Here is a 20,610-nt window from a genome sequence, read left to right as displayed (position 1 = left end):
TGGCAATTACGTCGCAGTAATCCTGTCATATGATGGACAGCGACAGCCCCCCATCGACGGTGACCACGGAACCGGTCATATAGCTCAATGCATTCGATGCCAACAACAGTAGAACCCCGTCCAGTTCTTCCGGACTGCCGAGCCGTCGCTGGGGGATGCGCCTGAGCATCTGCCTGCCGGAATCGGAGTCGAGATAATCCCCCGCTATATCAGTATGGTAGTACCCCGGGGCAATGGCATTCACCCTGATGCTGTAGCGCGCCCACTCCAGCGCCATGGCGCGATTGAGGTGCAACAGGCCGGCTTTGGCAGCCGCATAGGCGCCGGTGCCCTTCTGCACACTGGAACCCAGAATCGATGAGATGTTGACGATGGAGCCGCCGCTACCGGCATCGATCATTTGCCTGGCCGCCGCGCGGGCCACCAGCCAGGCACCTTTCAGGTTAATGTCCATCACCGTGTCCCAGGTCTCTTCCGGCAGGTCGAGCAGCATCGGCTCGGAGGCCACGCCGGCGTTGTTGAGCAACACCGAAACGGGGCCGATTTCCAGCGCCTGGGCAAAAGCCCCGGTCACACTGTCGGCATCGGCCACGTCCATCGCGATGCAATGAGCCTCGCCATTCCGCTCCCGGATAGCGGCGGCGGTTTCCTCCAGTTTGTCGACACGGCGGCCGCACAGGATTACCGTGGCACCGGCCTGGGCCAGTACCGCGGCAAAGCGCCGGCCCAGGCCCGTTCCCCCGCCAGTGACCATGGCCACATGGCCGTTCATCGCGAAGAGTTGATTGTTCAAGCTTCTGCCTCCCTGTCGCCGAGGATAGCTTTCACTTCGAGGAATTCCTCAAAGCCGTATATCCCCCATTCGCGACCGACACCGGATTGGCGGTAACCGCCGAACGGGGCCTGGAAGTCCGGCCCGGCGCCGTTGAGATGGACATTACCGGTGCGCAGCCGCCGCGCGACGGCGCGAACCCGCTCTTTGTCGCCGCCAAACACGTAGCCTGACAGGCCAAACAGCGTGTCATTGGCGATATCGACGGCGTCTTCTTCGGTTTCATAGGGGATCATGCAGAGCACCGGACCGAAGATTTCCTCGCGGGCGATCGTCATCTGGTTGTTGACGGCGCTGAACACCGTCGGCTGGGTGAAATAACCACGCTGGACACTGTCCGGCAGCCCGGGGCCACCGCACACCAGCTTTGCGCCCTCCTCGATTCCGGTCTTTATCAGGCCCTGCACCTTGTCGAAATGCACTTTACTGGCCAGCGGCCCCATGGTCGTGGCCTCGTCCCTGGTGTCGCCCACTACGATCTGGCCGCAGATGGCGCCGGCGATGGCCTCCGCCTCCTCCAGCCTGGATGCGGGCACCAACATCCGGGAGGGGGCGTTACAGCTCTGCCCGGAATTCAGCATCATGGTACTTACACCGTGGGTGACCGCTTGTTCGAGGTCGGCATCGTCGAGAATGATATTGGCCGATTTGCCCCCCAGTTCGAGGGCGACGCCCTTGACGGTGTCAGCCGCGGCCTTGGATATCATCGTCCCGGCCCGGGTCGAGCCGGTAAAGGAGACAAAATCGATATCGGGATGGGCGGTCAGTGGTGAACCCACACCCGGGCCGTCGCCGTTGACCAGATTGAACACACCCGGCGGCACGCCGGCTTCATCGATAATCTCAGCCATGAGGTAGGCGGAAAATGGCGCGACTTCGCTGGGCTTCAGCACCATGGTACAGCCCGCCGCCAGCGCCGGGGCCACCTTGCAGGCAATCTGGTTGATCGGCCAGTTCCAGGGCGTGATCAGGGCGCACACGCCCGCAGGCTCGTGCACCACGGTGGTAGTGCCCATGGTTTTCTCGAATTCGAAGTTCTGCAGGATTTCCGTGGTCGTCATGAAATGACCGAGACCAGCGGGCGCCTGCATGGTTAGCGACACGTTCGTCAGCGGCGCGCCCATCTCGTCAGTGATGGCCTCGGCCATCTCCTGCAGGCGTCGCTCATAGATGCTGCAAATGCGCTGGAGCACTTCCACGCGCTCCTCGCGGGTGGTGCGTGACCAGGCGGGAAAGGCCGCCCTGGCCGCCGCGACCGCCTGGTTGACGTGGGCCTCATTGCCCAGCGCAATGACGCCGGCACGCTCTTCCGTGCAGGGATTGATGACATCCAGCTCAATCGCTCCCTCAGGTGTCACCCACTGACCGTCAATATAAAATTTCTGATAGTTGCGCATATTACTCTCTGCCTCCGATACCAATTGTCGTTATGTAAACAGACCCATACTGCCACAGTGAACATGCCGTGAATGTCAACAAGGCGACAACTTACGCGCACTAATCTGGCCAGACTGTCACCCCTTTGACAGTGCCCCGGCTGGCCCCATGGTAGCGTACACTTCGATCAGTGCGTTGAGTTGCGCCGTGGTACGGTAGCTCCAACGTCCTGTGACATACCTATAAGCGAAGCAAAAGGCTATAAAACAATGTCAGACAAACTATCGTTCTCTTTTTGCAACCTTCCTCGCTGGCGACTGCCAGCGATAAAAACCGTGCTGCTGGCCGTATTGCTTGCCCCTGCCGCCGCCACGCTGGCGGCAAACAAGCCGAATATTCTGGTGATCTGGGGTGACGACATCGGTATTACCAACATCAGCAATTACAGCCGCGGGGCCATGGGCTACCACACGCCCAATATTGACCGCATTGCCGAGGAAGGGTTGGTCTTCACCGACTACTACGGCGAGCAGAGCTGCACTGCCGGACGCTCGGCCTTTATCACCGGACAACACCCGGTGCGCACCGGGCTGACCAAGGTGGGAGTACCGGGGGCGGATATCGGCCTGCAACCCGAGGACCCGACCCTGGCGGAGCTGCTGAAGCCACTGGGATACGCAACCGGCCAGTTCGGCAAGAACCACCTGGGCGACCGCGACGAGTTTCTTCCTACCAACCACGGCTTCGACGAGTTTTTCGGCAACCTGTACCACCTGAACGCGGAAGAGGAGCCGGAAGATCCCGATTACCCCAGGGATCCCGAATTCCACAAGCGCTTTGGACCCCGGGGCGTCATTCGCAGCTATGCGGACGGTCGTATTGAAGATTCGGGCCCCCTGACCAAAAAGCGCATGGAAACCGTCGATGAGGAGTTCCTCGCCGCCAGCCTGAAGTTCATCGACAAGGCCCACAGTGAGAACAAACCGTTTTTTGTCTGGTTCAATTCGACCCGGATGCACTACTACACCCACGTCAAGGATTCCCAACTGGGCGCCTCCGGCCAGGGTTTCTACAATGATGCCATGCTGGAACACGACGGCCATGTCGGGCAACTGCTGCAAAAACTGGACGACCTGGGCATCGCCGACAATACCATCGTGTTCTACTCGACCGACAACGGCCCGCATTTCAACCAGTGGCCTGACGCCGCCATCACCCCCTTCCGCAGTGAAAAAAATACCAACTGGGAAGGCGGCTTCCGGGTACCGGCCATGGTGCGCTGGCCCGAGAAGATAGCTGCCGGCGGGGTATCCAACACCATCATGTCGCACCTGGACTGGGTTCCCACGCTGATGGCCGCTGCCGGGCAGCCGACTATCAAGCAGGACCTGCTCGAGGGGCACCGCGCGGGCGACAAGCGCTTCAGGGTTCACCTGGATGGCTACAATTTCCTGCCCCACCTGACCGGTGAAACCGCCTCCGGGCCGCGCGAGGACTTCTTCTACTTCAGCGATGACGGGGGCCTGGTGGCGCTACGTAGCGGCGACTGGAAGATGGTATTCGCCGAACAGCGCGCCCGCCAGTTCAAGGTCTGGCGCGAACCTTTTGTCTCCCTGCGTATTCCAAAACTGTTCAACCTGCGGCGCGACCCCTTTGAGCGCGCCGACACGGACTCCAACCACTACGAGGACTGGATGATGCGCAAGATCGGCATCTACGCCCGCCCGGCAGTGGTCAAAGTCCAGGAGTTCCTGATGACCTTCAAGGAATTCCCGCCGCGCCAGCGCCCGGCCAGCTTTACCATCGACCAGGTGGTCGAGAAGTACATGCGCCAGGAATAGGCGACACTGGCGGCGGTATAGTAGCGACCTATACTGTCACTCTGACCCATTGCACGCCCCGCGACAGGGGCGTATTTACCAATTTGAATAAATAGATGAGGTTTGTATGAATTCTGCACCACGCGCGAACTGCGGTGTCGCCACCAGGCTGGGCACCGCGCTGTTACTGTCCGCTGTGCTGGCTGGCTGCCAGCAGGAACCGGCAACGACCAGTGTCGCCCCCAGCGCCCCGCCGACCACGAAGGAGAGCACCGCCACTGCCTATGCCGCGGTCACCGGTGAACGCATAACCGAGGCAGACAAGGAACCGGGACAATGGCTGTCCCACGGCAGGACCTATGACGAGCAGCGCTTCAGCCCTCTCAAGATGATCAACGACACCAATGTCGATCAGCTGGGACTGGACTGGTACTTTGATTTCCCCACCAACAGGGGTATGGAGGCGACGCCCCTGTTTGTCGATGGCGTGATCTATACCACCAGTTCCTGGAGCATGGTCTACGCCTTTGATGCGCGCAGCGGCGAATTGCTCTGGCACTACGATCCGGAAGTACCGAAGGCCTGGATGGTCAACCTGTGTTGCGACGCGGTCAATCGCGGGGTCGCCGTCTGGCAGGGCCGCGTGTACGTGGGCACCATCGACGGCCGCCTGGTGGCGCTGGATGCCGGGACCGGCAGTGAGTTGTGGGACATACAGACCACCCCCAGGGACAAACCCTACTCCATCACCGGCGCGCCCCGCGTGGTCAAGGGCAAGGTGCTGATCGGCAATGGCGGCTCGGAATTGGGGGTACGCGGCTACATCAGCGCCTACGACGCCGAGAGTGGCGAGCTCGCCTGGCGTTTTTATACCGTCCCCGGCGATCCGGACAAGCCCTTCGAGAACCCCATTCTGGAAAAGGCCGCCGCCACCTGGACCGGCGACAGCTACTGGGAGATCGGCGGGGGCGGCACCGTGTGGGACTCCATGGCTTACGATCCGGAACTGGACCTGCTCTACTTCGGCGTGGGCAATGGCGCCCCCTGGAACAGGCTGGTCCGCAGTCCCGGCGGCGGTGACAACCTGTTCCTGTCATCGATAGTCGCCGTGCGGCCCGATACCGGCGAGTATGTCTGGCACTACCAGACGACACCGGGTGAGAGCTGGGACTACACTGCCACCCAGCACATGATCCTCGCGGATATCGAAATCGACGGTAAAACCCGCCAGGTGATCATGCAGGCGCCGAAAAACGGCTTTTTCTACGTGATCGACCGTGCCAACGGCAAACTGGTCTCCGCCGAGAAATACACCAAGGTCACCTGGGCCAGCCATGTGGACCTGGCTACCGGACGCCCGGTAGAGACCGAGAACGCCCGCTACGACAAGGGCGAACCGGTCCTCCTCTACCCCAATACCCAGGGCGGACATAACTGGCACCCGATGAGTTACAGCCCCCTTACCGGGCTGGTCTACATCCCCGCCCACCAGGGCCTGATGAATTACGCCCACGATGAAAACTTCGCGTTCAAACCCGGCGCCTGGAACACCGGGCTGGACCTGATGCCGGCAGTAACGCCGGACGACCCCGAACTGCGAACCAAGGTACTGGCGGAGTTTACCGGTTTTATCACCGCCTGGGATCCGGTCAAGCAGAAAGAGGCATGGCGCGTACCCCACACCACCCTGTGGAACGGCGGCATGCTGAGCACTGCCGGTAATCTCCTGTTCCAGGGCAATGCCGATGGTGAATTTGTCGCCTATCGGGCCGATACCGGCGAACAGTTGTGGTCCAGCCCCGCCCATACCGGCATCGTCGCCGCGCCCATCACCTACAGCATCGATGGCAAGCAGTATGTGGCCGTAGTGTCCGGCTGGGGCGGCGCCCTGGTTGCCTTCGGCGAAATTGCCGGCCGCGCTGCCGGCAGCACCCTTGCGGGCAGCAGCAACAACAGTCGGCTGCTGGTCTTCAGCCTGGACGGCGAGCAGGCGCTGCCAGTACCCGAGCCGCAACAGTTGCGCCTGCCGCAGCCACCGCCGCTCACCGCCGATGCTGCAACCATTGAGGAAGGTCACGAGACCTTCGTCAATTACTGCCACTTCTGCCATGGCGACCGCGCGGTCTCCGGCAGCAGTATTCCCGACCTGCGCTTCATGAGCCCGGAGACGCACGAACAGTTCCTGGCTATCGTGCTGGGCGGTCTGCGGCATGAACGGGGCATGGCGGGATTCGCTGACCGCCTCGACGCCCAGGACGCGGAGGCGATTCACGCCTACCTTATCCACCGGGCCCACGAAACCCGTGACGAAATGCAGGCGGCAGAGTGAACGCAAAGTCCAACCACAGCAACATCCCGCTTTGAGGGGGTAGCACCATGAGACGTATCCCAGCCACTGACGCCGGTTTCCTGCTGGCCGAAAAACGAGAGGCCCCCCAGCACGTGGGGGGCATCAACCTCTTTTCTCTCCCCCGGGGAGTCAACGAGCGGGAGTACTTCGCCGAGTTGAAGGAGATCCTCTACAACGCAAGGGATTTTCGCAAGCCCTTTGGTGAGATAGCGGTACCGGGGCGACTGCCCGGGCAGATGTACTGGGAAGAGGACAAGGATCTCGACCTGGACTACCACATTCGCCACTCTGCGCTGCCCAAACCCGGCCGCTATCGCGAGTTGTTCGCGCTGGTCTCCCGGCTGCATGCCACACTGCTCGACCGCACCCGGCCGCTGTGGGAGATTCATCTGATAGAGGGCCTGGAGAACCGGCAGTTCGCCATCTACCAGAAGCTACATCACGCCGCCATCGACGGCGTCGGGGCGATGCATATGACCCGGGCCATGTGCTCGACCGACCCGAATGCAAAAGCCTTCGATTCGCCCCTCTCGCTCTCCATGTTTGAACGCTACAGAGACGCAACCGGACTCGGCACGCCGAAAAAGCCGGTGGCACCTACCGACCAGGAACTGCGCTCGGTTTCCGAGCTGTTCCGTAGCCAGTTCGACACCACGGCCAATGTGCTGGGCGCGCTGAAGAGTTTTGGCGGAGCGCTGTTCGGTGTCGGCAACAGTGAGCTGACGGTGCCATGGCGCAATGTGCCGCACACCTCGATCAACACCAAGGTCAGCGGCTCCCGCCGCTTTGTCGCCCAGTCCTGGCCCATCGCACGGGTCAAGGCGGTGTCGAAGGCAGTGAACGGAACCCTGAACGATGTGGTACTGGCCATGTGCTCAGGTGCATTCCGGCGCTATCTCATCGACCAGAATGAGCTGCCCAAACTGCCCCTCAAGGCCATGGTGCCGGTGTCGTTGCGGTCGGAAAGCGATATTGAATCCGCCAACGCTGTCGGCTTCATCACTGCCGACCTGGCCACAAACATCCGCTCACCGGAGCGTCGGCTGCGGGTGATCCAGGAATCGGTGCAAGCGGGCAAGAAGTTCATAAACAGTATGTCGCAGCGGGAGGCCGAGATTTTTCTGCAGTTCGTCCAGGTACCCACCGTGCTGACCACGGTGCTGGGCATGGCTGCGCGGTTTCCTTCATTCAGCACGGTAATATCCAATGTGCCCGGCCCGCGCGAGCAGCTGTACTGGCATGGCGCTGCATTACAGGGCATGTACCCCGCATCCATTGTTTTTGATGGCTTCGCCATGAACGTAACCCTGGTGGGATACAACCAGAATCTGGACTTCGGCATTATCGCCTGCCGGCGCAGCGTTCCCCACGTGCAGCGAATGATTGACTACCTCGAGGATGCACTGCAGGAACTGGAGGAGATGGCCGGGCTGAAAGCCAGTCCGGGCAAGTCCAGGGCCACAGGCGGCGCAAAGCGCAAAACCAAAGCCACACCCAAAGCCAAAGCCCGGGTAAAATCGAAGTCCAGGGCGCCGACAAAAAGCAAGGCGGGAAGCGGCCGGAAAAAATAGCTGCCACCGGGGCAATGTATACGCACTACCCTTGGTTCGCCGTTTCTCGCGGCAGCTGCCGCCGTTACTGGCACGACAATCACTGGCTCGAACAGCACCGGCATTTACCAGGAGAAAAAATATGCTGACTCTGCACGGATTTCCCTACAGCAACTATTACAACATCGTCAAACACGCACTGCTGTACAAGGATATACCCTTCAGGGAAGATCTCACCTATGGCGGCGGCGAGGACTGGCTACAGATCAGCCCCGCCAGCAAGGTGCCGGCGATCACCACCGAAAACGGCGACAGCCTGTCGGAAACCAGCGTGATCTGCGACTACCTGGAGGAAGCCTACCCCGACAGGCCGCTCTATCCCGAGGACCCGTACCGGCGGGCACAGGTACGCCAGATAATGAAAATGTCGGAGTTATACCTGGAACTGTCGAGCCGGCAGTTACTCCCCCACGTCCTCGGGCAGCGCCAGGCGCCGGAGCCGCTCAAGGAGCAGGTCCGCCAGACCCTGCAGCGCGGGATTGCCGCCCTCGATCATCTCTGCCGATTCGATCCCTGGGTAACTGGCGCGGAATTCTCGATGGCCGATATTTATCTACGCTACGTCAGCGGCATGGTGCGCACTGTCGGCGAAAACCAGCTGCAGTGGTACGCGCTCTCCGACATCCCGGCAGCAGCCAACTGGGAGGCGGCGATGGCGGAAAGCCCCGCGGCGGTGAAGATTGATGCCGACAAGCAGGCAAACGCCTCTGAGTTTTTCGCCTATATCAGGCAACGCTACGGCAGCTAGGGCCCGTCCGGAAACTTACAATTCCGTCATCCCTGCGCAGGCGGTGTTCGGGCACACCGGGATTCATACATTGCAACAACTTGGTGGGTTCCCGGAGCGCCGGCCGCCATTTGCTGTCGTTTAATTGACATTCTCCTCCCGGCGGCTCGGGCATAATTCAGCAAACCTTAAGGTCAGTACGCAGATCGGGCCGGGGACGACCTGGGCGCTGGCAGACCGCGACAGGCGATGATGTGGAGTTGGAGTTGAAATAATGCACAAATCAATGATGGGATACCTGGACAAAGCATGTGCGCGCAATCCCGATGCGGTATGGCTGCGTGACCGCCAGGGCGAGGTGTTCGAAGAATGGACCTGGACCCAGGCGAGGGACGAGATCAACGCGGCGGCGGCCTGGCTGGAGCAACGCTACGGCAACAACCAGGCGAATGTCGCCCTGTTATCCCGCAACAGGGCTCACTGGATGCTCGCAGACCTTGCGCTGATGGCATCCGGCAACGTCAGCATTCCCCTGTTCACCACGCTGGTCGCAGATACCGCACAGTACATTCTGGAATTTACCGATGCCCGCGCGCTTATACTCGGCGAGGCGGACAACTGGAACGCCGTGCGACAGGTGATTCCCGACGGGGTCGATATCATTACCCTTCCCGGAGTGAGCATTGACGCAGCGCATATTCCCTGGGAGCAAATCATCAGCGAGGCCGGTACGGCGCAGCCGGCTAACCAGCCGGCACCCGCCGACCTGGTGTCCATTGTCTTTACCTCGGGCACCACCGGGGCGCCCAAGGGCGTCATGCAAACCCACGACTCGCTGACTGTCCCCATGCAGCGGATATGCAAGTACACCGAGGTCAGGAGAAACCCGCGATTCCTCTCCTACCTGCCGCTGTCGCACATCGCCGAGCGACAACTGGTGATGGTGCAGTCAATCCTGCAGAACGGCTCCGTGACCTTTAACGAATCCGCGGCGACCCTCATTCGCGACATGACCGATACCCGGCCTAATTTCTTTTTCGGGGCGCCGCGCGTCTGGGAACAGTTGCAGCAGAAAGTGCTCGCCCAGTTTGGCTCCCGGACCGCCCTCGACCAGGCACTGCAGCAGGACAGGGAAGGCACCTCGCTGGCCGTTCGCCAGACCCTGGGCCTGGATCAGGCGGATTACATGCTCACGGCCGCTGCCCCCACACCGCCGGCCCTGATCGCCTGGTTCGAGGAGCTCGGTCTGCCATTGATGGAGGGCTTTGGCCAGACAGAGATCATGGCCGTCAGCCTCAATACATCCGTGTCGCGGCGTATTGGCTCAATCGGCCGGGTGCCACCCGATGTGGAAATGAAAATTACCGAGGAAGGTGAGCTGGCCTTCAAGGCAGAGGGCGCGGCGATCGGCTACTACAAAATGCCGGAACAAAGCAGTGAAACCTTTCGCGATGGCTGGGTCCACACCGGAGACAGGGCACGTATCGACGCGGATGGTTTCCTCTATCTCACCGGCAGAGTCAAGGACTACTTCAAGACCATTCAGGGAAAATTCGTCGCCCCTGCCCCCATCGAAAGCGCCTTTGCCGCCAATGAATGGACCGAGCAACTCTGCCTGCTCGGTCGCGGCTACTCGAAAACAGTGATTGTCTGCGTACTGTCAGAGGTGGCCAGGGAGCTGGATCCCGCCGAGGTCACTGCGGGCCTGCAACAACATATCGCCGGCATCAATGCGGAGGTGGAAAAACACGCCCGCATAGGGGCCGTGATCATCACCCGGGAACCCTGGACGATTGAAAATACCATGTTGACCCCGACCCTGAAAATACGCCGGAACGAGGTTGAGGAACGCTTCGGAACGCGAGCGGCAGAACTGGCGAACCAGGCGGCGGTCACAGGCACTGTAGTGGTGGAATGGGACGACTGAAGGGCCGGCCAGAGCCTGATTGCGCTGGCCGGCCTGGGCCTAGACCGGGTGGTAAGCCGTCATCGCCGTTGCCGCCAGCTCGCGCAATTTGCCAACATCCGTAATGACCAGGTTGCCGTATTCAATTTTGATCAGCCCCTGTTGCCGCCACAGTCCCAGCACCTTGTTCACCGACTGCCGCGATGCGGCGACCATAAACCCGATGTCTTCCTGGGTGATACGCATGTCGAAATGGATCCCGTCGGCCCGCTCCTCGCCGATGGTATCGGCCAGTGACAACAGGCGGTGGGTAATTTTGACCGGCAGCGGATCCAGGCTACTCTGGTCATAAATCTGGAAGATGCGCCGTTCCCGCATCACGAAAAACCGGCACAGTTCCTGCGAGACCTCCGGGTGTGACGCCCAGAACCTGTCGAAATCCGCCCGTGACAACACCGCGAGGCGCACCTCGCCAAAGGCCTGCGCCATGTGAAAGCGCGGCAGGTTGTCGATCAGGCTCATCTCGCCAAAACAACAGCCGGGCTCGAAGATAGTGTAAACGAGCTCCTTGCCTTCCGCCGTCAGGGTATACATCCGGACATAGCCGCTGACGACCTGGAAAATCTCTTCACCGGGTTCACCACTGCGGTAAATCAGGTCCTTATCGGCATAATCCCTGATGGTCATGCTTGCTGTGATTTCTTCGCGCAGGGCCGGGGACAAGCGGGAGATCCAGTTGTCGGCGGGGGGTGAGATAGACGCCATAGGTTCTCTACCTGATAACTGTATTTCCTGTCATTTATGGTTTTTCTGCCAGGGCACTGGCAATGCCCTTGGGGCCGCCGGCCAGTGTAGCAGGAGAATCGATCAGGAAAAAATCATGGAAAAGCAGGCGCCGGGTGGCCGCCGTCCGCTGCCTGAAATATCGGTAATGCCGCTGGTGCTGGCTGTGAAGGTGGCGGCGCGCAGCCTCGGCGCTGGGGCGCGCAGCGCCGCTTGCTCAGGGCGTGTACCAGATCGGCGAACTGTAGACCCGCTCCTGTATGGTCGCGGGGTGGCCGGTCTCGGCGACGTCGAGGCCCAGGGCAATAGCGTCCAGCAGCGAGTGGCGCGGGGTCGGAATCTCCAGTACCCGCGCATAATAGAAAGCGCGCTGCGCCGGATCGAAATCGGGATCCTTCCACAAGACCGTGAAGTCGCTGGCGCCGATGCTGTTGCTGTAGCTGCCGGTCTCGAGGTCCACCGTGTTGCCCACCATCACCGCACCGTCGGCGCGCCCGTCGGACAGGGCCACGTCATAGACTTTTTCAGCAGTTGTACCGTCCTCCCGCAGCCAGCCCTTGACGATCTGCACCCGGTCGAGATTGGCGCCGTTGGGGTCCTTGAACGCGGCCACCAGGAATCCCGGTGCCTGGTCATCGCTGCCCGCCAGGTCGCCGCCCATGGGGACACCCTTGCGGTAGCCCGTGCCGGCCAGGTCCCGGGCCCGGGTGTCGGCCTGCTCAAAGGCGAAGCCGCCGAAGAAACGCAGGGTAATCCGCGGTCCGGTGGTCGCGTACACCTCGCGGCGCTGGAAGGCCTCGAAGATCGCCTGGCGGGAGTTTTCCGTGGCCCACACAGCGGCGTAGCCCGCAGCGCCCATATCCCAGCCCCGGGAGCCGCCGATGCCGGTCAACTTGGGGCGCAGCCCAGGGCGGGAATCGTGCTGGCCCTTGCCGGCGAAGTTATCTTCCTCGGCCGCACTCATTCCCGTATGACTGTCGGTGCTGCCGATCACCCCGGCCTTGAAGGGATTGACGCCCAACTGCTCCTCCCAGGCCAGCCCCCGCTTGAAAGCCGCGCGCACGTAGTCGCCCTCGGTGGGGTCCGGGGTGCGGCCGTCCGGGGTCAACACGAAAGGAAAGGTCTCGAAATCAGCGAACTCGTCGGTCGGTGACAGCAGCGGATGGGTCTCACTGTCGCCCTTGATCTGGGTGATCTCTATCACCCGCTCCCACTTCTCCCGGGCGCGGGCGTATTCTGCATCCAGTGGATCACCGTCCTGGTCCACCAGCGGGAACATCTGCCCCATGCTGATGTTGCCGTTGTGGGGTATGGCGACGAAATCCGCCCCGGTGCGTTGCTGGGTCTCCTCCAGCCAGGCCCAGAGGTCCCGTGGATCACCACTCTCCAGGGAGCTGTAGGGCAGGAACTGCCGCGCCACGTCGCCCCCCTGGGGCGTGAAGACCACCCGGTGCAGGTTGCCGGCTTTTGGCTGGGCGCTCCACTCCCAGCCAATAAACGCGGTGAACTCGCCCGGCGTATTGTGGTGCTCCACGGTGTCGATATTGGCTTCCCAGGCGGGCCGACGCTTGTCGCCGGCGTGCAGGCCGGCGATCAGGTCGCCCGGGGTCAGGCCGAGCTTCGAACCCAGACCACTGCCCACGCTCACCACCTCGTCGTAGATAGCCTGCAGTTCCTCCTCGCTTTCCTCACCCCCGAGTTTGCGCAGGGCACTGCCGGCTTTGGTGCCGACGATATCCTCGTCACCGCGAAACATCCGCGGGATCGACCCCAACAGCTCCGCGTGGTCGGACACCACGGCAAAGTCCAGGGGCACGCTGAGTTGCCAGCGAGTCTGGGTGGTCGGGCTCACCACCGGCAGGCCGCGGGCGAAGCGCAGCGCAGTGTCCGGCGTAGATGTCGGTGTATTGAACAGGTAGACGTCGAATGAATTGCTGGTGTGCAGGTGGGTATCGCCCCAGTAGAGCTGCGTCCCCGCCGCCTCCGCGGCGAGCGCCCCGGGCGCGCAAAGCAGGGTCGCGGTGAGCGCGCTCATTCCTATCCAGTAGTTGCAGGGCATAGCTGTTTTCCTTTTTCTGGTTAATTGTCGTTTTGTTTAGTTGCCAGCATTGGGCGGGTAGCAGAGGTACGGCATCGAGCTATGCCGCAGCCGGCCTCACTACCCTGAATACCGATAGAGCGCGTTTGCCCCCCCCGCTTAGCTGTCCAGAGCCGTGTCTCTCAAGCCTCAGGCCGCGCCCGCGGGATCGACCAATTGTACGATCTCGGCTTGCCCGCTCATCCGCTGCCACAGATCCTCCTGCTGCCGCCTGACGCTGTCGATGGCCTCGTCCTTGACGTGCCCGTAACCCTTGATTTCCATGGGGGACGCGGCCAGCTGCAGGGCCACCGGGAGATTCCCGCTGTTCAGCTGCGCAATCACCCGCTCCATCAGCTGTTCGAAATCCTCGATCAGCTGGCGCTCCGCCCGACGTTCGGCGAGGTAGCCGAAGGGGTCCAGAGCGGTACCCCGCAGGAACTTGAATTTCGCCAACAGCGGGAACACCTTCATCATCCAGCCGCCGTACTCCCGCTTCACCGGCAGCCCGGTGTTGGGATCCTTGCCCGACAGCAGGGGTGGCGCCAGGTTAAAGCGCAGTTCGAAGTCGCCCTCGAACACAGAGCTCAGGCGCTCCATGAACTTCGGATCGCTGTAAAAGCGCGCCACCTCGTATTCGTCCTTGTAGGCCATCAGCTTGGCCATACTGTTGGCCGTGGCCACGGCCAGCTGCTCCGACTCCGGGGCAAGGGCGCGCTCCGCCCGGGCAACCCGGTCCACCAGCGCGCTGAAGCGCTCTGCGTAGGCGGCGTTCTGGTACTGGGTCAACAGCTCGATGCCCGCGGAACGGGCCGCCTCCAGCGTCGTCGGCAGGCTCGCTTCCTGTCGCGCCTGCGGCAGATAGGGAACCAGCGCCTGCGGGTCATGGGCGCAGAGCCGGCCGAGCTCAAAGGCGCGCTGGTTGAAGGCCACCGCGGTGCCGTTCAGGGCGATGGCCTGACGGATCGCCTCCGGTGACAGGGGCAGCATGCCCTGCTGGGAGGCATAGCCGACCATGAACATGTTGGTACCGATGGAGTCACCGAGGATGGCCCGGGCAATGCCGGTGGCATCCACATAGTGGGCATTGTCGCTGCCCACCGCGCCGTTGAGGCGCTGTACCAGCAGTGAATCATCCACCCGGGTCCCCGGAATCAGCTGGAACAGCACGGTCTGGGTGACCTTGCTGTTGCCGATGACCCGGGTTGCCGGGCCCACGCTGCGGAAGGCGTCATCGGCCACCGATGCCACCAGGTCGAAGCCCATCAGCAGCTGGGCGTCCCCCAGGCCGAGCTTCTGGGCGCCCAGTTGCCCGGGATCGGTGGCAATTTTCAGGTGGCTGAACACGGCGCCGTTTTTCTGCGACAGACCGGTCATATCGAAAATGGAGGCCGCCTTGCCGTCGATGTGGGCGGCCATGCCCAGCACCGCGCTGACGGTGATCACCCCGGTGCCGCCGATGCCAGCCACCATGACCCCGTAGGCGCCGTCCAACGCGCAGGGCCGGGGCGCCGGCAGCGCCGCGAACAGGCTGTCGTCGAGGGAGGCGGCTTTCGCCTTGCGCAGGCTGCCGCCGCGCACCGTGACGAAGGAGGGACAGAAGCCCTTCTTGCAGCTGTAGTCCTTGTTACAGGAGCTCTGGTCGATGGCACGTTTGGTGCCCCTGCTGGTTTCCACGGGTTCGAGACTGACGCAGGTGGACTGCTTCGAGCAGTCGCCGCAGCCCTCGCACACCTCCTGGTTGATGAACAGCCGCTGGGCCGGGTCCGGATAGGTGCCGCGCTTGCGCCGCCGGCGTTTCTCGGCCGCGCAGGTCTGCTCGTAGATGATGACCGTGGTGCCGGGAATCTTGCGCATGGTCTTCTGCACGTGGTCCAGCTCGTCCCGGTGATACACCTCCACACCGGCAGGCAGGTCGCCGGAGCGGAACTTGGCCGGGTCGTCACTGACCAGCGCCAGGCCCCTGATGCGCTCGGCCAGGACCTGCCTGGCCATGTCGGCGACGGAAATCTGGCCGTCCACCGGCTGGCCGCCGGTCATGGCCACGGCGTCGTTGTAGAGGATCTTGTAGGTGATGTTGGCCCCGGTAGCGACTGAGTTGCGCACACACATCAGCCCCGAATGAAAGAAGGTGCCGTCCCCCATGTTCTGGAACACGTGATCGCGCTCGCAGAAGTGCTGCAGCCCGGACCACTGCGCCCCCTCGCCGCCCATATGCGCCGGCGCCACGGTATCGGGGCGGTACACCGCTGCCATGGTATGACAGCCGATACCAGCCATGGCAACGCTGCCCTCCGGGACCCGGGTGGAGGTGTTGTGCGGACAGCCGGAACAGAAATAGGGGCCGCGCACCGCAGCGGGTGCCGTGGAGGATGCCTCCCCGGCGCTGTCACCGAAGAGGTCCAGGCGGGCATCCAGGGCCGCGTCGCCACTGCCGCAGCGACGCAGGCGCCCGGCGATAACGCGCGCCACGTCCCGGGGCTCCAGTTGTTCGTCGACGGGCAACAGCGATGCGCCAGCCTCGTCCACCTTGCCAATAATCCGTGGCCGCTCGGCTTCATTGAACAGAATGCTCGCCGCCTGCGGCTCCATGAAGGCGCGCTTCTCCTCGATGAAGAGTAACTCCTCATGACCGGCGGCGAATGCCTTGAGGCCCTCGGGCTCGAGCGGCCAGATCAGGCCCACCTTGTACACCGACAGCCCCAGCGCTTCGGCGCGCTGCTCATCGATACCCAGCAGCTGCAGTGCCTGCACCACGTCCGTGTAGGCCTTGCCGGCGGTGACGATCCCCAGCTTGCGGCGGGAACTGACCACCGGGGTCTTGTCGATCGGGTTGGCGCGCACGAAGCGGTGCAGCAGGGGCAGGCGATAGCGGTTGAGGTTGAGTTCGTAGCTGATGACCGGCAGCAGGTACTGGTCGTTCTCGATGTTCACCGTATTCACCGGCAGCTCGCCCCGCTCCGGCCAGTCGAACTTGAGCTTGTCGAGGTCGATATCGACGGTGGCAGTCTGTTCCACCGTCTCGTTCACGGTCTTGAAGCCGACCCACAGGCCGCAATAACGCGACAGGGCCCAGCCGTACAGGCCGAACTCGATGAACTCGGCCACGCTGGCGGGATACAGGGAGGGAATGCTGTTCGCCGCCAGCGCCTGCTCGCTCTGGTGGGCGATAGTGGACGACTTGCCCGGATGGTCATCGCCATACAGCACCAGTACCCCGCCGTTGCGGTTGGTGCCGTTGTAGTTGCCGTGCTTGAGCGGGTCGCCGGAGCGGTCGACGCCGGGGCCCTTGCCATACCAGTAGGAGAATACCCCGTCGTACTTGGGGTTCTCGACCCCCGCCAGCTGCTGGGTGCCCCAGACAGCGGTGGCGGCCAGGTCCTCGTTCATGCCCGGCTGGAACACGATGTTGTGGGCCTCGAGCCGACGCTGCTCCCGCCACAGGGTGGCGTCCAGCCCCCCCAGGGGCGACCCGCGATAGCCGGTCAGGTAGCCAGCGGTGTTCAGGCCCTGCTGCCGGTCCAGCTCCTGCTGGATAAGCGGCAGGCGCACCAACGCCTGGTTGCCGTTGATGAAGATTCGCCCATGAGTGATCTCGAACTTGTCGTCAAGGGAGACGGACGCACTTGCCGCGGTTTGCTCTGCCATATTCAGCACCATTTAGACCAGGGAATCGAACCAGACTATCGTCGCCCGCCAGGCGCCGGAATACTGTCAAGCTGTTGACAGTTGGGGCAAATGCAGGGGGCTGTCAGGTAGTGTAGTCGGCCTGCAAAAACCGGTGCGAGAAAAGGTCGATGGGAAGGGGCGCTGCCACAAGCCAGGCAAGATCAATATAGTTTGAGCGATATCATTTACCGCTGACGAGCTGCTACGATTTCTGCCTACATGCGTGGTACATTATCGGCGGCGCGCACCAACCAAGGAGAGATAGCCTCATGGAAGAACAAGAATACGCTGGGTTCTGGATCAGAGTTGCGGCCGCACTGATAGATACACTCCTGTTAGTCATCGTCTGTGTAATACCGCTAACGTTAATATATGGCGCAGCCTACTGGACCGATCAAACGGCGGTGAAAGGATTCTGGGACATCCTGCTGCAGTACATCCTACCCGCGGTCGCCACCGTTTGGTTCTGGGTCAAATTTATGGGCACTCCCGGAAAGCTGGCTCTGCGGTTGAGAGTGGTTGATGCCAACACAGGGCAAGCCATCTCTACCCCCAAGGCCATCGGCCGATACCTCGGTTATTACGTTTCCATCTTGCCGCTGATGCTCGGCATAATCTGGGTGGGTATCGATAAGCGCAAACAAGGATTCCACGACAAGCTGGCGGGAACAGTCGTCGTACGCCAAACGGGTAAAGAAACGGTTAGATTCGGCGAACAGTGATTATCAAGCCTTCTACACTGCTCTCCTTCCACAGAAGTGATCGAAGCCGTCGTTGAAATGAAACAACGAAATCCACGATTCGGTTATCCGCGAATTGCCCAGCAGATAAACCTGGCATTCGGACTGGATCTGGACAAGGACACCGTCCGGCGCGTGCTGGATATCGAAGCGATCAGGTCACTGCCACATGAAACGATGTCTCATCCATTTGTTGAGCGTTTAATCGGCAGCATCAGGAGAGAACTACTGGACCAGGCCTTTTTCTGGACTGTGACTGATCTGGAGAACAAGCTTAGAGACTACCAACGCTACTACAACGAACATCGGTGTCATTCGAGCCAACATGGCGTTACGCCTGATTCTTCAGGTAACGACAAGGTCGTTGATCTCACCAATTATCTATGGGACAGACATTGCCGTGGTCTTTTTCAACTACCAGTGGCTGCTTGAATTACGATTTCGCCAGCCACAGCCTGCACCTCGCTGCCTGGAAATACAATCCGATTGCGAATATCCACTCAGGGATTAATCACCCTGCATTTCTGGCCTGTGATCACATTACAATTTACCGATTATAAATATTATATTTTAACGAATAAATGTGTTACATATTTACGTATAAAAGCAATATAATCGTCCGTATCTCGCCAGTGGACACTAAACATGACTTATCGAGCCAGGATCGCCGACGCGGAGCTTGCCACGAGGCTCACATCTACGGGCGCAGTGGTCATAGAGGGTCCAAAGGCCTGTGGTAAAACAGAGACCGCACGCCAGCTCGCAGCCAGCGAGGTACTGCTGGATATCGACGATAACGCCAGGCAGGCACTCGCCATCGAGCCAAAGCTGGTGCTCGAGGGCAAGACTCCACGACTAATCGATGAATGGCAGATAGAGCCGGCGATCTGGAATCATATACGCCGCACCGTGGACGAGCGCGGTCTGCCGGGTCAATTCATCCTGACGGGGTCTGCCGTACCAGCAGACGATATCACACGACATACAGGTGCCGGGCGTCTAACCCGCCTGCGCTTGCGTCCGATGTCACTTTTTGAAACCGGCCATGCCAGCGGCGTTGCATCGCTGGGCAATTGTCTCTCTGGCCTGTTCGAGCATTGCCCGGATCCCGGCCTCTCGATCGGCGATATTGTTGAAAGAATCGCCGTGGGGGGCTGGCCGGCGCATCAGGTACTGGACGTCAGGCAGGCGCTGCAACGGGCGCGGGATTACATGGAAGAGATCACTCGCGTGGACATCAATCGTCTGGACGGAGGCAGGCGCGACCCCTTCAAGGTGACGCGTGTTACCCAGTCCCTTGCCCGCAACGTGGCCACACCGGTGGCGACCCGGTCACTCGCGACCGATGCTGGAGGTTCCGACGGTGCGCTGGAAGACGAGACCGTGCGCGGATATCTCGATGCGCTGGAGCGATTGATGATTATCGAAGATCAACCAGCCTGGGCGCCGCATCTACGATCGAGATCCATCCTGCGCAGCGCCGCCAAACGGCATTTTGTCGATCCCTCGCTGGCCGTGGCGGCTCTGCGGGCCACGCCGGAACGCCTTCTAAAGGACATGAACCTGCTGGGCCTGCTGTTCGAATCCATGGTGGTGAGAGACCTCCGTGTTTATGCACAGGCGAACGACGCCAGGGTGCTCCATTACCGGGACAACACGGGCCTGGAAGTCGATGCCATCATTGAAACAGCCGACGGCCGCTGGGCCGCACTGGAAATCAAGCTGGGTACCGGACACGTTGATGACGCGGCCAGCAACCTGCTGAAATTTGCCGATCGGGTGGATACACGTAAATGTGGTGAGCCCGCGCTGCTCGGAGTCATTATCGGCGCGGGGTACGGCTACCGTCGCGAGGATGGTGTGGCTGTCGTGCCAGTTGGCGCGCTGGGGGTTTAAGTACGCATACAACGTAAGCGCCAAGTTAACCACGCCCTTCATCTGAACCGAGACGGCCTGCACCCTGTCAGTCACCACTGACAGGAGCCGCACCATGAGTAGTACCCAGTAGAACCCCCTCACTGAGCGCCAGCAATACCGGCTCAAGCATATCCGCGCTTGCGAAGCCGTCGCGAATATCGGCAAGGGCGCCACGCTTTTACGTTTGTTCATTGACGATTCCATTAAATGGGGCCACCTCTATACGAAACTGTCCCACACCGAAGGCGCCTTGATGCCTTTCTTTGTGGGTCTTCACCAATCATGGTGGGTAATCATTGACGAACTCCAGCCGGATACAACTGTAGGCCGCCGAGATGGAAGTAGATGGCATCGCGGAATCGTTGCTTGTTGCGGAACCCTCGCGCTCGCGTCTTTACCGTCTTGATTCGGCTGTTGATGCTCTCGGCATGACTGTTATCGGCATTGAGAACAACGGCGTTGATAATGCCCCACAGGTGCTTCTTCAGCGTAGCTGCCACTTTCTTCATCGGCGCCAGGCGACTGCGAGACATCCAGTTGATCAGGCGTTTCCAGCCCTTCATCGCCCACGTCCGGTGCTTGTAGTGCCACAGCTGCGCCGCAAAGTCTTTCATTGCCCAGGCACGAGCCGTTTTCAACGTGGAGTTGCGCAGCGAGGTAAAGGCACGTCGTTGGTGCCAACTCATGTTGTCCGGACTCCGCAGCCACTGGTATTTGGTGCCTTTCAGCTGCGGATCACCGGCTTTGAGCAGCAGGCGGTGCTCATCGCGGCGCACCTGGTCAACGCCTTTGCCGAGATACT

Annotated in this window: 14 protein-coding genes; 8 read left to right on the top strand and 6 right to left on the bottom strand. The window is 61.3% G+C overall.

Annotation, left to right across the window (positions count from 1 at the left end; all coding sequences use genetic code 11):
* Positions 1 to 25 precede the first annotated feature (25 nt).
* Positions 26 to 793: an SDR family NAD(P)-dependent oxidoreductase gene (locus tag DWB85_RS07080; protein WP_239017249.1), complete on the bottom strand. Its 768-nt coding sequence runs from the start codon at positions 791 to 793 to the stop codon at positions 26 to 28.
* Positions 790 to 2,229: an aldehyde dehydrogenase family protein gene (locus DWB85_RS07075; protein ID WP_117953520.1), complete on the bottom strand. Its 1,440-nt coding sequence runs from the start codon at positions 2,227 to 2,229 to the stop codon at positions 790 to 792. Before DWB85_RS07075 ends, DWB85_RS07080 begins: the two co-directional genes overlap by 4 nt.
* 249 nt (positions 2,230 to 2,478) lie before the next feature.
* Between DWB85_RS07075 and DWB85_RS07070 the strand changes: the two genes are divergently transcribed.
* The 5 genes from DWB85_RS07070 (at position 2,479) to DWB85_RS07050 (ending at position 10,643) form a co-directional block, all read left to right on the top strand.
* Complete coding sequence (locus DWB85_RS07070; RefSeq protein ID WP_117953519.1) at positions 2,479 to 4,050, top strand: arylsulfatase; 1,572 nt, start codon at positions 2,479 to 2,481, stop codon at positions 4,048 to 4,050.
* A gap of 106 nt (positions 4,051 to 4,156) precedes the next feature.
* The gene (locus DWB85_RS07065; RefSeq protein WP_117953518.1) at positions 4,157 to 6,358 is read left to right on the top strand and encodes a PQQ-dependent dehydrogenase, methanol/ethanol family; all 2,202 of its coding nucleotides are present in this window, start codon (positions 4,157 to 4,159) and stop codon (positions 6,356 to 6,358) included.
* Positions 6,359 to 6,405: 47 nt separating this feature from the next.
* Entirely contained in the window at positions 6,406 to 7,950 is a 1,545-nt protein-coding gene (locus tag DWB85_RS07060) for a WS/DGAT/MGAT family O-acyltransferase (protein WP_117953517.1), read from the top strand.
* A 121-nt stretch (positions 7,951 to 8,071) separates the two neighbouring features.
* Positions 8,072 to 8,737 (top strand): glutathione S-transferase family protein, encoded by a 666-nt coding sequence (locus DWB85_RS07055; protein WP_117953516.1) that lies wholly within the window; start codon positions 8,072 to 8,074, stop codon positions 8,735 to 8,737.
* A gap of 253 nt (positions 8,738 to 8,990) precedes the next feature.
* Positions 8,991 to 10,643, top strand: coding sequence for an AMP-binding protein (locus DWB85_RS07050; RefSeq protein WP_239017248.1), 1,653 nt, complete (start codon positions 8,991 to 8,993; stop codon positions 10,641 to 10,643).
* 39 nt (positions 10,644 to 10,682) lie between these two features.
* Here the strand turns inward: DWB85_RS07050 and DWB85_RS07045 are convergent, their stop codons facing one another.
* From DWB85_RS07045 to DWB85_RS07035, 3 genes are all read right to left on the bottom strand, one after another.
* Positions 10,683 to 11,387 carry a Crp/Fnr family transcriptional regulator gene (locus DWB85_RS07045; RefSeq protein ID WP_117953515.1) on the bottom strand — a complete coding sequence of 235 codons (705 nt, stop codon included), beginning with the start codon at positions 11,385 to 11,387 and terminating at the stop codon, positions 10,683 to 10,685.
* Positions 11,388 to 11,622: 235 nt separating this feature from the next.
* Positions 11,623 to 13,464: a DUF3604 domain-containing protein gene (locus DWB85_RS07040; protein ID WP_239017247.1), complete on the bottom strand. Its 1,842-nt coding sequence runs from the start codon at positions 13,462 to 13,464 to the stop codon at positions 11,623 to 11,625.
* A gap of 168 nt (positions 13,465 to 13,632) precedes the next feature.
* Positions 13,633 to 17,130, bottom strand: a complete 3,498-nt coding sequence (locus DWB85_RS07035; RefSeq protein WP_205422680.1) for an indolepyruvate ferredoxin oxidoreductase family protein — start codon at positions 17,128 to 17,130, stop codon at positions 13,633 to 13,635.
* A 290-nt stretch (positions 17,131 to 17,420) separates the two neighbouring features.
* Between DWB85_RS07035 and DWB85_RS07030 the strand changes: the two genes are divergently transcribed.
* From DWB85_RS07030 to DWB85_RS07020, 3 genes are all read left to right on the top strand, one after another.
* On the top strand, positions 17,421 to 17,873 hold the full coding sequence (locus tag DWB85_RS07030; RefSeq protein WP_117953512.1) for an RDD family protein: 453 nt from the start codon (positions 17,421 to 17,423) through the stop codon (positions 17,871 to 17,873).
* Between the two features lie 36 nt (positions 17,874 to 17,909).
* Positions 17,910 to 18,323: an integrase core domain-containing protein gene (locus DWB85_RS19645; RefSeq protein ID WP_117953511.1), complete on the top strand. Its 414-nt coding sequence runs from the start codon at positions 17,910 to 17,912 to the stop codon at positions 18,321 to 18,323.
* A gap of 213 nt (positions 18,324 to 18,536) precedes the next feature.
* The gene (locus DWB85_RS07020) at positions 18,537 to 19,787 is read left to right on the top strand and encodes an ATP-binding protein (protein WP_117953510.1); all 1,251 of its coding nucleotides are present in this window, start codon (positions 18,537 to 18,539) and stop codon (positions 19,785 to 19,787) included.
* A 314-nt stretch (positions 19,788 to 20,101) separates the two neighbouring features.
* Here DWB85_RS07020 and DWB85_RS07015 read toward each other — a convergent pair.
* Positions 20,102 to 20,610, bottom strand: a 509-nt coding sequence (locus tag DWB85_RS07015) for a transposase (RefSeq protein WP_162846043.1), incomplete at its 5' end; no start/stop codon positions are given.

The sequence above is a fragment of the Seongchinamella sediminis genome (assembly GCF_003457605.1).
Classification (GTDB): Bacteria; Pseudomonadota; Gammaproteobacteria; order Pseudomonadales; family Halieaceae; genus Halioglobus; species Halioglobus sediminis.
The sequence above is the reverse complement of the archived record's forward strand: the minus strand, read 5'-3'. Positions and strand labels throughout refer to the sequence as shown.

Coding starts and splice junctions, on each gene's coding strand:
- DWB85_RS07030 (WP_117953512.1), top strand. CDS start 17,421: ATGGAAGAACAAGAATACGCTGGGTTCTGGATCAGAGTTGCGGCCGCA.
- DWB85_RS07040 (WP_239017247.1), bottom strand. CDS start 13,464: ATGCCCTGCAACTACTGGATAGGAATGAGCGCGCTCACCGCGACCCTG.
- DWB85_RS07065 (WP_117953518.1), top strand. CDS start 4,157: ATGAATTCTGCACCACGCGCGAACTGCGGTGTCGCCACCAGGCTGGGC.
- DWB85_RS07075 (WP_117953520.1), bottom strand. CDS start 2,229: ATGCGCAACTATCAGAAATTTTATATTGACGGTCAGTGGGTGACACCT.
- DWB85_RS07035 (WP_205422680.1), bottom strand. CDS start 17,130: ATGGCAGAGCAAACCGCGGCAAGTGCGTCCGTCTCCCTTGACGACAAG.
- DWB85_RS07020 (WP_117953510.1), top strand. CDS start 18,537: ATGACTTATCGAGCCAGGATCGCCGACGCGGAGCTTGCCACGAGGCTC.
- DWB85_RS07060 (WP_117953517.1), top strand. CDS start 6,406: ATGAGACGTATCCCAGCCACTGACGCCGGTTTCCTGCTGGCCGAAAAA.
- DWB85_RS07045 (WP_117953515.1), bottom strand. CDS start 11,387: ATGGCGTCTATCTCACCCCCCGCCGACAACTGGATCTCCCGCTTGTCC.
- DWB85_RS07055 (WP_117953516.1), top strand. CDS start 8,072: ATGCTGACTCTGCACGGATTTCCCTACAGCAACTATTACAACATCGTC.
- DWB85_RS07070 (WP_117953519.1), top strand. CDS start 2,479: ATGTCAGACAAACTATCGTTCTCTTTTTGCAACCTTCCTCGCTGGCGA.
- DWB85_RS07050 (WP_239017248.1), top strand. CDS start 8,991: ATGCACAAATCAATGATGGGATACCTGGACAAAGCATGTGCGCGCAAT.